The organism is Cellulomonas algicola (genome assembly GCF_019024305.1).
Taxonomy (GTDB): Bacteria; Actinomycetota; Actinomycetes; order Actinomycetales; family Cellulomonadaceae; genus Cellulomonas; species Cellulomonas algicola.
Genome location: NZ_JAHKSJ010000008.1, coordinates 1 through 15,438 on the forward strand (window position 1 = coordinate 1; position 15,438 = coordinate 15,438).

Annotated in this window: 11 protein-coding genes, 1 tRNA gene and 1 pseudogene; 6 read left to right on the forward strand and 7 right to left on the reverse strand. The window is 68.7% G+C overall.

Annotation, left to right across the window (positions count from 1 at the left end):
* On the reverse strand, positions 1 to 609 hold a 609-nt coding region (locus KOV94_RS07310), incomplete at its 3' end, for a hypothetical protein (RefSeq protein ID WP_218051670.1).
* A 260-nt stretch (positions 610 to 869) separates the two neighbouring features.
* On the reverse strand, positions 870 to 1,469 hold the full coding sequence (locus KOV94_RS07315) for a DUF6318 family protein (RefSeq protein WP_124344333.1): 600 nt from the start codon (positions 1,467 to 1,469) through the stop codon (positions 870 to 872).
* A 164-nt stretch (positions 1,470 to 1,633) separates the two neighbouring features.
* On the opposite strand from KOV94_RS07315, the gene KOV94_RS07320 reads away from it, so the two are divergent.
* From KOV94_RS07320 to KOV94_RS07340, 5 genes are all read left to right on the forward strand, one after another.
* Entirely contained in the window at positions 1,634 to 1,990 is a 357-nt protein-coding gene (locus KOV94_RS07320) for a VOC family protein (RefSeq protein WP_218051671.1), read from the forward strand.
* A 388-nt stretch (positions 1,991 to 2,378) separates the two neighbouring features.
* A complete protein-coding gene (locus tag KOV94_RS07325; protein ID WP_308160420.1) occupies positions 2,379 to 4,409 on the forward strand; it encodes a family 43 glycosylhydrolase in 2,031 nt (676 codons plus the stop codon).
* Positions 4,410 to 4,469: 60 nt separating this feature from the next.
* The gene (locus tag KOV94_RS07330; protein ID WP_218051673.1) at positions 4,470 to 5,954 is read left to right on the forward strand and encodes a glycoside hydrolase family 10 protein; all 1,485 of its coding nucleotides are present in this window, start codon (positions 4,470 to 4,472) and stop codon (positions 5,952 to 5,954) included.
* A gap of 71 nt (positions 5,955 to 6,025) precedes the next feature.
* The gene (locus tag KOV94_RS07335; protein WP_218051674.1) at positions 6,026 to 7,531 is read left to right on the forward strand and encodes a non-reducing end alpha-L-arabinofuranosidase family hydrolase; all 1,506 of its coding nucleotides are present in this window, start codon (positions 6,026 to 6,028) and stop codon (positions 7,529 to 7,531) included.
* Between the two features lie 251 nt (positions 7,532 to 7,782).
* Positions 7,783 to 7,855, forward strand: a tRNA-Arg gene (locus tag KOV94_RS07340).
* Positions 7,856 to 8,062: 207 nt separating this feature from the next.
* On the opposite strand, the gene KOV94_RS07345 is transcribed toward KOV94_RS07340, so the two are convergent.
* Positions 8,063 to 8,656: a hypothetical protein gene (locus tag KOV94_RS07345; RefSeq protein ID WP_218051675.1), complete on the reverse strand. Its 594-nt coding sequence runs from the start codon at positions 8,654 to 8,656 to the stop codon at positions 8,063 to 8,065.
* 272 nt (positions 8,657 to 8,928) lie between these two features.
* Between KOV94_RS07345 and KOV94_RS07350 the strand changes: the two genes are divergently transcribed.
* A complete protein-coding gene (locus KOV94_RS07350; RefSeq protein ID WP_218051676.1) occupies positions 8,929 to 10,896 on the forward strand; it encodes a hypothetical protein in 1,968 nt (655 codons plus the stop codon).
* A 1-nt stretch (position 10,897) separates the two neighbouring features.
* Here KOV94_RS07350 and KOV94_RS07355 read toward each other — a convergent pair whose 3' ends face one another.
* The 4 genes and pseudogenes from KOV94_RS07355 to KOV94_RS07365 all read right to left on the reverse strand — a co-directional run bounded on the left by KOV94_RS07355 (position 10,898) and on the right by KOV94_RS07365 (position 14,983).
* Positions 10,898 to 12,436: an ATP-dependent DNA helicase gene (locus KOV94_RS07355; protein WP_308160421.1), complete on the reverse strand. Its 1,539-nt coding sequence runs from the start codon at positions 12,434 to 12,436 to the stop codon at positions 10,898 to 10,900.
* 559 nt (positions 12,437 to 12,995) lie between these two features.
* A pseudogene (locus tag KOV94_RS20650) lies at positions 12,996 to 13,313 on the reverse strand (relaxase domain-containing protein); the annotation flags it as partial.
* Positions 13,252 to 13,914 carry a MobF family relaxase gene (mobF, locus tag KOV94_RS20655; protein WP_263974734.1) on the reverse strand — a complete coding sequence of 221 codons (663 nt, stop codon included), beginning with the start codon at positions 13,912 to 13,914 and terminating at the stop codon, positions 13,252 to 13,254. The gene mobF and the pseudogene KOV94_RS20650, both read right to left, overlap by 62 nt.
* 235 nt (positions 13,915 to 14,149) lie before the next feature.
* Positions 14,150 to 14,983, reverse strand: a complete 834-nt coding sequence (locus KOV94_RS07365; protein WP_218051677.1) for a hypothetical protein — start codon at positions 14,981 to 14,983, stop codon at positions 14,150 to 14,152.
* Positions 14,984 to 15,438: the final 455 nt, after the last annotated feature.

Below are 15,438 nucleotides of genomic sequence, written 5' to 3' on the forward strand. Positions count from 1 at the left end.
GTCGGTGCAGAGGTCGTCGACGAGCCGCGACCTGCGCTCGACGACCTCGAAGGGCGCGCTCGTCGTCGACGTCTGGGCCGTGCCGGTCACCGGGTACCAGGTGCCGTCGCCCGCGATCCGGTACCGACCCGACCACTCGGTGGTGAGCGTCACCGTGTACGTGCCCGTCGCCTCGTAGACGCGGAACGTGTCGTGGTCGGGGTAGGGGTGACCGGCCGACCGGGTCCAGAGGTCGGTGCCGTCGCCGAAGTCGTAGTGGAACCGCTCAGGGCTCGCGACGACCTCGACGTCGTACCCGGCGAGGTTCGTCTGGAACGTCTGCTCGACGCGCTCCGTCCGGACGATCGTCTCCTTGTTGACCAGCACCCACCCCCGATCCGGCTGCAGGATCAGCACGGGCGGCGCCAACGGCAACCGCCGAAAGTCCTCGACGGTGAAGACAGGCAGGTTCTCGCCGCACCCGCCTGCGTCGATCTGCTGCCACGGGGTCCAGTCCGCGGCACCAGCAGGCAGCCTGCGCCACAGTGGCTGTTGGAACTGCTCACCCTGGCAGTCGATCGTCATCGCCTCGTCGATGCCGGTCGGGCACGAGCCGTCTTCGTTGCCCATCACCCACCGACCCGCCGCCTCGCGACACGCGGCCGCCCGCCGGAACTCCGGTTGACGAGTCGGAGCGCCGTCCACGTACTGCGCCCGCGCTCGGGCCGCCGCTTCTCGCGCCTCGCTGCCCCACAGCTCGAACACCTCGCCGCCTGCTGCATTGGCCCGGTGGCCCGCCAGTCCCTGCTTTGGCGGTGCCGCAGGTGTGGGAGCCGGCGCGCCGAGCGTCAGGGCGGTGAGAACGACAAGAGCCGGGGCGACGAGTCCGTTCACCACTTCGGGGCTTCGTCAGGATCGAGGACGTCCACCTCGTCTACTTTCCACCCGTCAGCCCAGCTCAGCGCCAGCGCCAGACGGAACTCACCGCCGTCGTCGGTCGCCACGGTCGCCCCGGTCGCGTCGACCTGAGTGGAAGGGGCCTCTCGGACGATCAGGTCCGCTCCGAACCACTTCGCCGGCTCGATCATCCAGACCCTGGACGTGACGATCGACGTCGGCTCGTTCAGCGTGCGGTTCCCGCTCTGACCGATCTCTGCCACGTCGGCCGCGATGTCTCGGCAGAAGTCACACGTCTCGCTCGCCAAGCCGTTCCATGGCTCGAGGTTGCCCGAAGCGAACGAGTAGTCGTAGAGCTGCACGAAGTACTCGGCAGCGGCTGCGGCTCCGGCCTCGTCAGGTGACGTCATGGCGGCGTCAGGAATGGGCCGGACGACCGGGTCGACAGAAGATGTGGAAGCGGACGTCTCGCGGCCGTCCGCGGTCGGTGTCGGCGGGGCAGGATCGTCGTCGAGGGCACATGCTGCCAGGGCTGGACCAAGGGTCAGCAGTGCGATGGCGAACGCCCCCTGCGCGGTTCGTCGTCGAAGCATGGGCGCGAAACTACCGAAATCGGACAAGTGACGGTGGGGTCGGCTCGAATCTGTGGACAAGCCATCACCCCCGAGCCAGACGGCAGGCCCGAGCGTTAGGGGGACGGCGCAGCCCGCCAGCGCAGCAATCGAGCGTGTGGGTGGCGCGGCGTAGCGTCCGGCGCATGGCCATCGCCCGATACCCAGGTCTCGTCATCGACTGCCCCGACCCGCCGGCGCTCGCGCGGTTCTACGGGGAACTCCTCGGATGGGAGGTGTCCGGCGACGACGGCTGGGCGGAGATTCGCGAGGGCGACACCCAGTGCATCTCGTTCCAGCGGGTCGAGCCGTTCACGCCTCCGCAATGGCCCGGTCAGGACGTGCCGCAGCAGATGCACCTCGACGTGATGGTCCTGGACCTTGACGCCGCCGAGCCGGAGGTGCTGGCGCTCGGTGCGACGAAGGCGGAGCACCAGCCGGGGGAGACGTTCCGCGTGTTCCTCGACCCGGCGGGTCATCCGTTCTGCCTCTGCGTGAGCTGACCCGGCACGTCGGTAGACGTGCCGCTGCTTGATCAGCCGGCACGTCCGCCGCGTCGCCTCGCACCAGGGTGGCGCAGCGCTTCGACGCGGTCCGCACAGCCACCTCCCCGACACGGCGACGCGGTCGCGCGCGTCCCGAAACGGTCCGGTCCCTTCACCGGTGAAGAACTGCCCTCTTCCGAATCGTTTCGCATCCGGTCGTTTCTGCCCTGCTCCGTGCCAGAGTGTCCGCGTCCTGCCGTGTTAGCGCTAACACACGGCGACGCGTGAGCCCTCACACCCGCACCTGGAGACGGCCATGAGCGACGACGACGTCGACTTTCGTGAGCGAAGCGGTTCGACCCGAACGAGAGCACCCCACCGACGACGCACCTGGGCCGGCGCGCTCGTGCTGACGCTGGCCGTCACGGCCGCGTTCGCGGCGACCGCGTCGCCCCCGGCGGAGGCGGCGTCGATCGACACGAGCGCGTCGTACGTGCTGGTCAACCGCGGCAGCGGCAAGGCGCTCGACGTGTACAACCTGGCGACGACCGACGGCGCGAAGATCGTGCAGTGGGCGCGCAACGACGGCGCGCAGCAGCAGTGGCAGTTCGTCGACTCGGGCGGCGGCTACTACCGGCTCAAGTCGAAGCTGTCGGGCAAGGTGCTCGACATCAACGCCCGCTCGACCGCCGACGGCGCAGCCGTCATCCAGTGGTCCGACGCGAACTCCACCAACCAGCAGTTCAGCGTCCAGGACGTCGACGGGTACATCCAGCTGATCGCGCGGCACAGCGGCAAGGCCGTCGAGGTCCAGGGCGCGTCGAACGCCGACGGTGCCGCCGTCGTCCAGTACTCCGACTGGAACGGCGCCAACCAGCAGTGGCAGCTCGTCCGCGTCGGCGGCACGGACCCGGACCCCACCCCGACCCCGACGCCGTCAGGGACGTTCACCAACCCCGTCGTCTGGCAGGACTTCGCCGACGGCGACATCATCCGCGTCGGCGACGCCTACTACTACTCCGCGTCGACGATGCACTACTCGCCGGGCGCCCCGATCCTGCGCTCGTACGACCTCGTCAACTGGGAGTACGCCGGCCACTCGGTCCCGCGCCTCGACTTCGACGACAGCGGGTACGACCTCAACGGCGGCCGCAAGTACGTCAAGGGCATCTGGGCGTCGGCGTTGACCTACCGCCCGAGCAACAGCACCTATTACTGGCTGGGCTGCACGGAGTTCAACCGCACGTACGTCTACACGGCGCCCGCGGTCGACGCGACGTGGACCAAGAAGGCCCGCATCAACGGCTGCTACTACGACGCGGGCCTGCTGGTCGACGACAACGACACGATGTACGTCGCGTACGGCAACGGCACGATCAGCGTCGCGCAGCTCAACGCGGACGGCACCGCGCAGGTGCGCGCGCAGCAGGTGTTCCAGACGCCGTCGAGCGTCGGGACCCTCGAAGGCGCGCGCTTCTACAAGCGCAACGGCTACTACTACATCTGGCTGACGCGGCCGGCGAACGGCCAGTACGTGCTGCGCTCGTCGTCGCCGTTCGGGCCGTACGAGATGCGTCAGGTGCTGCTCGACCTGCCGGGCCCGATCTCGGGCGGGGGAGTGCCGCACCAGGGCGGCATCGTCCAGACGCAGGCGGGCGACTGGTGGTACATGGCGTTCACCGACGCGTACCCGGGCGGCCGCGTCCCGACGCTCGCGCCGCTGACGTGGAGCGCTGACGGCTGGCCGTCGGTGCAGACGGTCAACGGTCGCTGGGGAACGACGTACGACAAGCCGCGGATCTCGACGACCAAGACGGTCGCGTCGATGATCGGCCGCGACACGTTCACCGGCCCGACGCTCGGGCACCGGTGGGAGTGGAACCACAACCCCGACACCAGCCGGTTCAGCGTGAACAACGGCCTGCGGCTCCAGACGGCCACCGTCACCAACGACCTGTACAACGCGCGCAACACGCTGACGCACCGCATCCAGGGGCCGACGTCGACGGCGACCGTCGAGCTCGACTACTCGACGATGGCCGACGGCGACCGGTCGGGCCTGGCGATGCTGCGGCAGTCGTCGGCCTGGATCGGCGTGGTCAAGAACAACGGCCAGACACGCGTCGTGATGACCGACGGCCTCACGATGAACAGCTCCTGGGCGACCACCGGCACGGGCGTCGAACGCGCCGGCGCCAACGTCAGCGGCGGCCGGATCTGGCTGCGCGCGAAGGCCGACATCCGCCCCGGTTCCGGCCGGACGGCGACGTTCTCCTACAGCACCGACGGGACCACCTTCGTCCCGCTCGGGCCCTCGTTCACCCTGAACAACTCGTGGGAGTTCTTCATGGGCTACCGGTTCGGGATCTTCAACTACGCCACCCGAGCCCTCGGCGGAGCCGTCACGGTCCGCAGCTTCGACCTCACCACGCCCTGACGAGGCGTGCCCCAGTCCGACGGCGCACCGGTGCGCCGTCCCGGCAGAGAGCGAGTGACGATGCACACGAACCACCAGACCCGACGCCACGGTTGGCGACCACGGGTCGCGGCCCTGGCGGCCACGACCGGCCTGGTGCTGACGACGTTCGCCGCCGTGGCGAACCCGGCGCAGGCCGCGTCGACGCTCGGCGCGTCGGCGGCGGAGAAGGGCCGCTACTACGGCACCGCGATCGCGGCGGGGCGGATGAGCGACAGCACCTACATCAACATCGCGAACCGCGAGTTCAACATGATCACCGCCGAGAACGAGATGAAGATGGACGCGACGGAGCCGTCGCAGGGCCGCTTCAGCTACACCAACGGCGACCGCATCGTGAACTGGGCGCTCAGCAACGGCAAGCGCGTCCGCGGGCACACCCTCGCGTGGCACGCCCAGCAGCCCGGGTGGATGCAGAACATGTCGGGCTCCGCGCTGCGCAGCGCGCTCCTCAACCACGTCACGCAGGTCGCGTCGTACTACCGCGGCAAGATCTACGCGTGGGACGTCGTCAACGAGGCGTTCGCCGACGACGGGCGCGGCAGCCGTCGCGACTCGAACCTGCAGCGCACCGGCAACGACTGGATCGAGGCCGCGTTCCGTGCCGCCCGCTCCGCCGACCCGGGCGCGAAGCTCTGCTACAACGACTACAACACCGACGGCATCAACGCGAAGTCGACCGCCGTCTACAACATGGTCCGTGACTTCAAGTCGCGCGGCGTGCCGATCGACTGCGTCGGCTTCCAGGCGCACCTCGGCACCAGCCTGCCCGGGGACTTCCAGGCGAACCTGCAGCGCTTCTCCGACCTGGGCGTCGACGTGCAGCTCACCGAGCTGGACATCCAGCAGGGCGGCAACCAGGCGAACATGTACGCCCAGGTGACCAACGCGTGCCTCGCGGTGGCGCGCTGCACCGGCATCACCGTGTGGGGTGTGCGCGACTCCGACTCGTGGCGCACCGGGGCCAACCCGCTGCTGTTCGACTCGTCGGGCAACAAGAAGGCGGCGTACACGTCCGTCCTCAACGCCCTCAACGCGGGCACGAACAACCCCGACCCCGGCGGCAGTTCCTCGATCGAGGCCGGCGCCTGGTACGTGCTCGTCAACCGCAACAGCGGCAAGGCGCTCGACGTCTACAACCTGGCGACCAACGACGGCGCCCGGATCACGCAGTGGAGCCGGAACGACGGCAACCAGCAGCAGTGGCAGTTCCAGCTCAACAGCGACGGCTACTACGAGGTCAAGTCGCGGCTGTCCGGCAAGAACCTCGACGTGTCCGGCAAGTCGACCGCCGACGGCGGCGCGATCGTCCAGTGGACCGACAACAACGGCGCCAACCAGCAGTGGCGCGTCACCATCAACAACGGCTACGCGACCCTGATAAGCCGCCTCAGCGGCAAGGCCCTCGAGGTGCAGGGCGCGTCGACGGCCGACGGCGCCAACATCGTCCAGTACTCGAGCTGGAACGGCGCCAACCAGCAGTGGCAGCTCGTCCGCGTCGGCTGACCGACACCTCTCACCGGGGTGGGGTGCCGACCGGGCACCCCACCACCGAGAACCCCGAAGGAGTGGGACACATGAGAACGACCCCAGGAGCGCTCGCCGTGAGCGGGCGACGACGCCTGCAGGCGGGCCTGATGGTGCTGAGCGTCGCCGCCGCCGGCATGGTCGCCGCGGTGACGGCGTCGCCGCCGGCGCAGGCCGCGTCGATCGACACCAACGCGTCGTACGTGCTGGTCAACCGCAGCAGCGGCAAGGCGCTCGACGTCTACAACCTCGCGACGACCGACGGCGCGAAGATCGTGCAGTGGGCGCGCAACGACGGCTCCCAGCAGCAGTGGCAGTTCGTCGACTCCGGCGGCGGCTACTACCGGCTCAAGTCGAAGCTGTCGGGCAAGGTCCTCGACATCTCGAGCCGCTCGACCGCGGACGGCGCCGCCGTCATCCAGTGGTCCGACGCCAACTCGACCAACCAGCAGTTCAGCATCCAGGACATCGACGGGTACATCCAGCTCATCGCCCGGCACAGCGGCAAGGCCGTCGAGGTGCAGGGTGCGTCCGGCTCCGACGGTGCCGCCGTCGTCCAGTACTCCGACTGGAACGGCGCCAACCAGCAGTGGCAGCTCGTGCGCCTCGGCGGTGGCACCGACCCGACGACGCCGCCGCCCACCGGTCAGTGCTCCCTGCCGTCGACCTACCGCTGGTCGTCCACGGGTGCGCTCGCGCAGCCGCGGTCCGGCTGGGCCTCGCTGAAGGACTTCACGACCGCGCCGTACAACGGCCAGCACCTCGTCTACGCGACGACGCACGACTTCGGCACCTCGTGGGGCTCGATGAACTTCGGGCTCGTCTCGAACTTCTCCCAGCTGGGCTCCGCGTCGCAGAACGCCATGTCGTCCGGGACGGTCGCGCCCTCGCTGTTCTACTTCGCACCCAAGAGCATCTGGGTGCTCGCCTACCAGTGGGGCGGCGCGGCATTCTCGTACCGCACGTCGAGCAACCCCACCAACGCCAACGGCTGGTCGTCGCCGCAGACCCTGTTCTCCGGCTCCATCAGCGGCTCCGGCACCGGCCCGATCGACCAGACCGTCATCGGTGACAGCCAGAACATGTACCTGTTCTTCGCCGGCGACAACGGCAAGATCTACCGCGCCAGCATGCCGATCGGGAACTTCCCCGGCTCGTTCGGGTCCTCCTCGACCGTCGTCATGAGCGACACCACGAACAACCTGTTCGAGGCGCCGCAGGTGTACAAGGTCAAGGACCAGAACCTCTACCTGATGATCGTCGAGGCCATCGGCGCCAACGGCCGGTACTTCCGCTCGTTCACCGCGACCAGCCTGTCGGGGACGTGGACGCCCCAGGCCGCGACCGAGAGCCGCCCCTTCGCCGGCAAGGCCAACAGCGGTGCGACGTGGACCAACGACATCAGCCACGGTGAGCTGATCCGCACCTCCGCGGACCAGACCAACACCATCGACCCATGCAACCTGCAGCTGCTCTACCAGGGCCGCTCGCCGTCGTCCGGTGGCGACTACGGCCTGCTGCCGTACCGGCCTGGTCTGCTGACGCTGCAGCGCTGACGGTCGCACCCCCGCGTCGCCACTGGGGTCGCTGAGGGGCACGGATGCATCACCCGGGCGAGGTGGGACAGAGAGGGCGGGCTTCCTGTGGGGAGCCCGCCCTCTCTCGTCGTCTCCCGCGCGTGCGCCGCTCCGGCGGGCCGCTCGATCCGACGCGCGCGAGCGACCCGGCGCTACCGCGTGCCGGTAGGCTGACCACCGCGTCGGCACGCCCCCGGGCTGCCGACGACGCACGGGCTCATCGAGCCCGAGCGCCTGTAGCTCAGGGGATAGAGCACCGCTCTCCTAAAGCGGGTGTCGGCAGTTCGAATCTGCCCAGGCGCACAGCGTGTTGTTGCAGGTCAGACCCTCGAAGGGCGACTCGGGCGCCCACTCTGCAGTCTCCGTGTGGGGCTCGTGGTCAGCGTGTGGCAAGCCACTTGTCTCAGGACGTGGACGGCCTGGCAAGGACCTGGACGGACGCCAGCGGACGGGCGAGGAGTCCCGCGGCGCCCGTGGGCGTATGCATGCCGGGGAGGCGGAGATGCGGGTTCACAAATGCTGCTCTTCCTCGCCGGGGCCGTGCGTCTGCCCTATGGACCTCGACCGATCAGCGGGCCCAGCTGCGCCGTGAGGACTGCCGCGGTCGCGAGAGTGTCGACGCCTTCTCCTTGGGAGCTGGGACGCGAACCAATCCTCCTCGACCGCTCCCCTCTCCCATGCCATCAGCATGGAGACGGTGGTGGACACAGACTCAACGAGTCTCATGCGGCGTCGCCGGTCGCCGGGTAGGAGCCAACCGCGTTCCGCCGCGCGAAGCCGCGTGCTGAAGTGCTCGAGCCTCTCCTGCGCCCATAGCGCCACGGCCGGGTGGGCAGACAGTTCGCCCACCATCACCTCTGCGAGCGCTCTCGCGAGTGGCAGCGCCGCGCCGCCAATCGGCCGCCAGCGCCAGGCAAGCCTCGGAGCAAGATCCGTCCATAGGGCCACATGCAGCGCCGCAATCCTCAGCTGGCGGGCGCTCTCGACTGCGTCACGGCGGTCGGCGACGCGGGTACGCCAGAAGACGAGCACAGCGCTCGTGAGGCCAATGAGGGCCGCCCCCGAACTTGCGAACACAGAGATCCAGAGGGCTGGCCAATCCATGATGAACACGCTAGCGAAGCGCAGGCCCGAGGGCTGGCATCTAGCCGGCGCGAGGTCAACGTCAACCTGCGCTCGCTCGACGTCGCCTCGCGTGTCCTATCCCGGCCTTACGGACCGTCCGACCTCGAGAGGTCACCATCAAGGTGCGACGCGGTCCTGCACGGGGTACGCCCGCGACATGCGCCGTCCGCACGTTCGGCAGTTGGCCGTGGACGGTAGTTTCCGTAGTGAAGAGCGTGGCAAGCGCCCGCAAGAGTGAAGGGTGAAGCGGTGTGAGCGAGGAAGTGCAGCGCGCTCGACGCGTGGTCTTCTATGGCCCGGGTGACCTTGCGGCCGGGGTCCACGCGGATCGCGTCGCCGATCTCGTTGCGCAGTTCGATCCGGCGAACGTCCCCGACGCCATCAATGATGTGCTCGAGCTCCATCACGTGGCGCTCTACCTTGAGAACGGAATGCTGCCGCGCGCATGGACGGCGGAAGAAGTTCAGGAGGCGCGTGATAAGGAGCCTCGGATCAGGGGTGCAATCTTGCGTTTCTTCTCGAGGATCGATGACTCCAACGTCCATACGGCTATTGCCGGGATTGACCACGAGTACCACCGCGCGCTGGTAGACCTGCTCGGTCGTAGCAAAGCATATGAGCGCTGTGACGCCGCACGAATGCTCGATGCTCTGCGGTCCACGGGTGTCAGCCTCGTGACGATGCTCACCAGCAAGAAGCTTGTGCGAGCGTACGACTCCGAGATCCGTACCGAGCTCCTCTCGGAAGTCAAGAATGCGGAGTACTTGGTCAGCAAGTTTCTCGACGGCGAAGGCCGCGAATATATCCATCTCCCGCCGAGCTTCAGCGCTATCGACGCCCGGATTTTGATGGATCGCTACATCGACGGGGCCGATGCCAACCCGAACTATGTCGGGTTGGTCGGATCGGCTCCAGTCGACCCTGTCTCGGGCGTGGACGCGAAGCTCAAGCTGAAGGCGAGGCGACGGCGCGAACGAATGGATGAGGAGTTCTTCAAGACCAACGAAGGCGTGCGCAGCGGGGTTGAGTTGAGTATCTCCGAGACCCAGGACGAGCCGGTCAGTTCCGAATCGGAGGAGATGGTCACAAAGGTGGTCTTCAGCGCCCGGTGGCTGGAAGACACGACCGACTACCCGAGCATCTTGAACAACGTGCAGCACGTCTTCAAGTTCGCTGACCACCAGTGTCTCCTGACCCTGCCGGCCTACCCGGCGGACCTGGGCACCATCGAGCGGCTCATCGGGGTGCGGGGCAAGGCGGACTACCACCGTGGCATTGCCTTCCGAACCGCGGACACCAAGTCCTTGCTCGAGGTCCGCATGCTTCACGACTTCCTAAGGTCCAAGAAGATCGACCTTGAACACGTCATCTCCTGGTTCTTTGGCGACTACCTCGCCCAGGAGTTCGGTGCGGTGAATTTCTCGTTCACCCCAACGGGGGACGGGACCAATTACCTGCAAAAGGTCCGTCACGTGTTCGCCGAGATGGAGAGCGTTGCTAGCCAGTTCTCACTGTATGTGGAGGATGGTGAGCTCGATCGCGACCTCCTCTCGATTTCGGCTGACCAGGTGCGCTACAGGTCGATTCCGACGTTAGTTCAAGGAAAGTACCTACGCATCACGGATGTGGCGGAGATCAGCAACGTCCTCCATCTCCTGTTCTCCGACCAGTCGCGGCTCAACTACATCCGCAAGGAATTGAGGGAGCGCAACGCTGCGCAGTTGCTCATCCAGCACGAGGTGGCCTACGCGGACTTTCGAGAACACCAAACGGCATCGCTCGACTACCTGCTCGATCTTGGGATCCTGAAGGATACCGGTGCGCGGGTGGAGCTGGCAGATGCCGAGCAGTTTATGATCCTTTGGTCGTTGTTTCACAAGGAAGCTGCCAACTACTACCATCTCTCTCCAGCCGGCCGGACTGTGGCGGATGGCTTGGTCGCCCAGGGCTGGGTGGCCAGGCATTCGACGTTGCTCTCGGAGGCTGAAGCCAAGTACTTCAATTACTTCTTGAACAATATCGAGTTCAGCAATGGCCCGCAGTTGCGCAACAAGTACGCGCATGGCGCACAACCGGACTCCGGTGGAGAGGATGCTTACTATCGCGATTACCTCATCGCGCTGCGTCTCGTCTTGGCATTGGTTATCAAGATCAACGACGACTTCTGTCTCGCCGACCAGGAAGCGGCGGACGGCGTCCAAGGCCCGGAAACCGCATAGTTCAGGCGCGAGCAGTGCGGCGGCCGTGAAGCCGCGCCGGGCCAGTGCCGCCGCGCGGGTCGGCGCCGTGGCGCTGGTCGGATACGCGGTCCGACGGCTCATCGAGGATGACAGAGCGTCGGCCACCCGCCCTTAGTACGAGCGGCCGCCTTCCGATGGGGGCTCGATCGCCCGGGGCGCCTGCATCAGCGGTATCACGTGGCAGGCGCTCCATCGCCTGCCACGTCGCCTCCGAGAACAGGTGCCCGTAGAGGTCCATCGTCGGCCCGGCCGGGGGGTAGGCGTCCCAGGTGTCGGTGGCGCTGGGCTCGGCATGGCTCGTCGCCAGGATCTGCTCGAGCACCTCCCGGCCCGACGACGGCGCATGGCCGGGCAGGCAGTCCGGGTCGGGTTGGTCGACGACGACGTACGTGCGGTTGGTGTGGCGGCCGCGGCTCATCGCGACGTAGAGGTCCTCGCGGCCCATGCCGGGGGTGGCGATGGTGTGGGTCTCGTCGACGGGCATGCCCTGGGTGCGGGCGATCGTGGTGGCGTAGCCGAGCTCAACGTGATCCGCGACGTACTCGGCCGGCAGCCGGACGCTGGCCGCGTCGCCTTGGCTGGCCGGTCGGACGCGGAGGGAGCCGTCGGGCAGGACGGCGGTCACGTCCCACAGGGCGCCGTTGCGCACGAACCCGTCGCCGGTGGTCAGGCGGCGGTGGTTGCGGCGGGTGACGATCCGATCGCCGACGCCGGCCGTCAGTCCGTCGTGCAGCACCACACCGGCGGGCGCGACGTCGCCGGCGGTGATGCGGTCGGCGCGGATTCGAGCGTTGAGCTCGCGGACGGTCCGGTTGTCGACAGCCTGAAGCACCGCGACCCGGCCGTGCTCGCTCGCGGTCGTGACGGTGTCAGTCGCGGCGTCCAACATCGCGTCGTGCCCGCCGCACGCGATCGCGCCGTGTGCTTCGTAGGCGTCGAGCGCGGCTGGGTGGGCGCGGCGCAGCTCGAGGCTGGCCCGCGCCTCCCACGGCTGGCTGAACCGCCAGAGGCTGGTGAGCTCGGCTGCGGGTCCGCGGCGGGCGAGCATGCCGAACGCGCCGCCGGCGTCGACCGACCCACGCTGCAGGTGGTCCCCGACCAGCAGCACCTTCGCCGTGGCCGCCCGCGCCCGCTCGACGATCGCGGCCAGGGTGCGGGTGTCGGCGAGGGAGGCCTCGTCGACGATGACGAGTTGGCCAGAGGAGAAGCGCCACTGGTCCTGCTCGGCGCGCAGCCGCCAGTGCTCCTCGTTGGCCGCACGCTGCTCCCGGTAGTCGCGGCTGGCCTTGCGGGCAACGGCGTCGGCGTAGCGGAGGGCGCGCATGGTGGCGCCGTCGCCGGTGGACTCGTGCAGCCACTTCGCGGTCGTCTCGCACGGCACCCGGAGCGACTCCGCCAGCGCCCGCGCAGCGGTGGCCGACGGCGCCAGCCCGACCACCGTACCGATCCCGTGCCCCCAGAACGAGCTCAGCGCGGCCAGCGTGGTGGTCTTGCCCGACCCGGCGGGCCCGACGAGCACGTGAGCAGCCGGCCGGAGGTGATGACGGCCTCGGCGGCCGCGCGCTGGACAGGACGAGCCTGCCGAGGTGGTGCTCGGTCTGCAACTGGATGGCGCCAAGCGTCTCCGCCGGCCGGTGGGGTGCGCCGGAGGTCTCGGCGGCGTAGATGAGGACCTTCTCCGCCCCGAGCAGCTCGGTCGAGGTGAACAGCGACTCCCCGGTGCGACGCGTCATCGGGTCGCGGTTGTCGTCCAAGTGCACGCACGCCTCGGCGGCGTCAGTGGTGACCTCGTTGAGCTGCGCCCGCCGCTCCGCGGGTGACGCCATCCGCAGCTTCGACGCGCGCACGGCTGCGGCGCCGAGGTTCCACGTCGTCCACACCGACCGCCGCGTCGACACGTCATCGAGCACCTGGGCGACCATCGCCGCCCGAACCTCCAGCCCGACGTCGTGCGCGTGCAACGCCCGCGCGCCGGCCAGCGCCCGGGAGGCGAGGTTGCGCGGCTCGAGCCCGGTCAGGGCGCGGGCGCGGTTCGCCCAGTCCGCCAGCAGGTCGGCCAGCGGCCGAACCGTCTTCGGCGGCCGCGTCGCCCGCGTCAGGTGCTGGCGCGCCCGCGTCGTCTCCACCCGGGTCGGCGCCCGGCCGTGGGTGGCTTCGAACTCGGCGAGCCACTGCTGCTCGGCGCAGTGGATCGCTTCGGCTCGGGTCGAGAAGTGCGCCAGCAGGTCCTCGCCGATCCCGTCGACCTCGAACGCCGGGTTCCGGCGCGGGCCGCGGGCGCGCATCGACCACTCCACCGGGAGCCGCCGCGCGAGTTCGTCCGCGAGCAGCGCGTCATACAGCTCGGACACAGTGACGACGGCGCGTGCACGGTCCGCCCGTCGAGGGTCCGCCACGCGCCGTCGGGCCCTGGACCTTGTTCGCGATAACGACGTGGGTGTGCAGGTTCGGGTCGCCGGCCCGGGTGTCCCAGTGGTCGAACGCCGCAGCGACCATCCCGCGGGTGCGGACCTGATGACCCCCTGCCTCGCCGATGCGCGTGCGGATGACGCGCTGCTCGACGAACTCCAGCGATGACACAAGCGCCGCCCGGTGCGCGTCATAGACGATGACGCGCGTCGCGTCATCGGCCAGCGCCCACAGCACCGAAACGGACTTCGGCGCGGTAAAGGTCAGGTCGAACCCGACCACCGCATGACGCTTCCCGTCATCGAACCGGCTATACCGCCGGCCGAGCGCGTCATCGGTCAGCGGGTCGACGCCGTCGCGGAACACGGCCGTCATCGCCGCCTCGGTTACCAGGTCGCCCGGGCGGAGCCGCCGCGTGGCGTCACCGAGGCCGGCCAGCCCTTCGCCGAACCAGCGGCCCGCCGGGTTGCCGGTCTGCTCGTAGTACGCGGTCAGCGATGCCCCGGCGTCGAGCCCAGCGTCGCCCGCGGCCACGTGCCGGGTGAGGTAGGTGTACCCGTCCCCAGCCGTCAGCTTGTGCATCGACATCACCCGGACCACCTCCCCTCGCGACTCCGTCGCTACCTGCAGGTGTGCGGCACCGGGGGAGAAGATGCGCAACTGCCGCCGCGACGGCGTTCAGGAAGAGGTGTGCCAGCGGACCTACCAACCTGGGGCAGTCCGGTTGATCCGCGACGGGAAGTGGGCAAACCCGCTGATCAATCGACGTGCCGCTAGGGGCACGCGCCGAGGCTTGCCGCCGCCGACGCCTGCCCCAACGGCGTCACCCGCCGAGGCGGGGACGGATCCTGTGAACCACCGTGGTGGGCTCCTCCTCGCGCATCACGTAGCCGACGAGCCCACGAAGGGCGCCGCTGCTCCACAGCTGGCGCAGCGCAGCGCTGCCGGGGTCGTCACCGCCGACCTCGAACGCGGCGCGGACGAGCGAGAAGGTCGCCTCGCGCCGGAGCTTGGCGATCTCCGCCACCGCGTCGCCGAAGTAGCCACGGTATGGCTGGGCAATCGTGCGCTCTGCGTCGCTTGCGTTCTTCCATGCGACGCTCCGAGCCTCGGCCCAGGTACGAGGAATGGGGCCGATGACCGGGTCGTCCTCGACGAGCTGGTCACGGACCGTCTGTATGGGGAGGCCGCTGGTCTGGTCGAGCTCGACGACCTCTCCCTCTGGCTCGCCCGCCTCGTCCAGCCACCTCAGCACCAACTTGAGTCTCTGCTCGAGGTAGGGACGCCCGCGCTCGTTCTGCCAGTCAGAGACTCTGCGGTCGAGCTCCACGATTTCGGCCCGTAGCTGCTCCGTGGTCGGCGGTGGTGTCAAGGCGCTGAAGTGGTTCCGGAGCGTGCGGCCGTACGGCGAGAGCAGCACGTCGACGTCGTCGATCTGATGAAGCGCGACCTCCAGTGCCTCGATGACGTCTTCCTGGGCCGGAGGGCGCTGCGCGGCGGTGCGCAGGGCCTGGTCGGCGCTGATCCAGTCAGGGTAGGTAATTCGGCCGTCTCGACACTCATCAGCGAGGTGGTGGAGCTCGTCGAGCACCTCGACGGGCCAGCCAGCGAGCTCGGTGTAGCCCTCGGCGGGCAGGGCGGTCAGGTGTGCGTTCATCGTTGAGCCTTCGGTTCGGTGGGGAGTACCGGTGACCGTAGGAGACGGCCTACTCGCTCGCCAGGGGCATTTGTTCCTGCTAGCGCAGGAATCCACAATCGGGCCTCTGGGGCGGAAATCTCACCCGTTTGGGTGCTCGGCGGCTCGCGTCCGATGGTTGGCCGCGGCGACCACAGCGAGGACGGTGGTCCCCAGCTCGAAGAGCTCATCGCTGGGCTCCTCGCCGGCTGCGGCAGCGCCTGCTCGAGTACCGCCGCCACGGCCTGGACAACCGCGCCGGGCACTGGGGCGGCCGGTACATCTGGCAGCTCGCAGACGCGTGCCCGCTCCTCGTGGCGTGGAGGCTAGGGATCGGTGGTGAGGACGCCGAGGACCTCGAGTCCCAACCGATGGCCCGCTTCGTGGCCGCCCCACGGCAGGTTGCCGGTCGCGAAGCTGAAGAAGGGCCGCGCGTC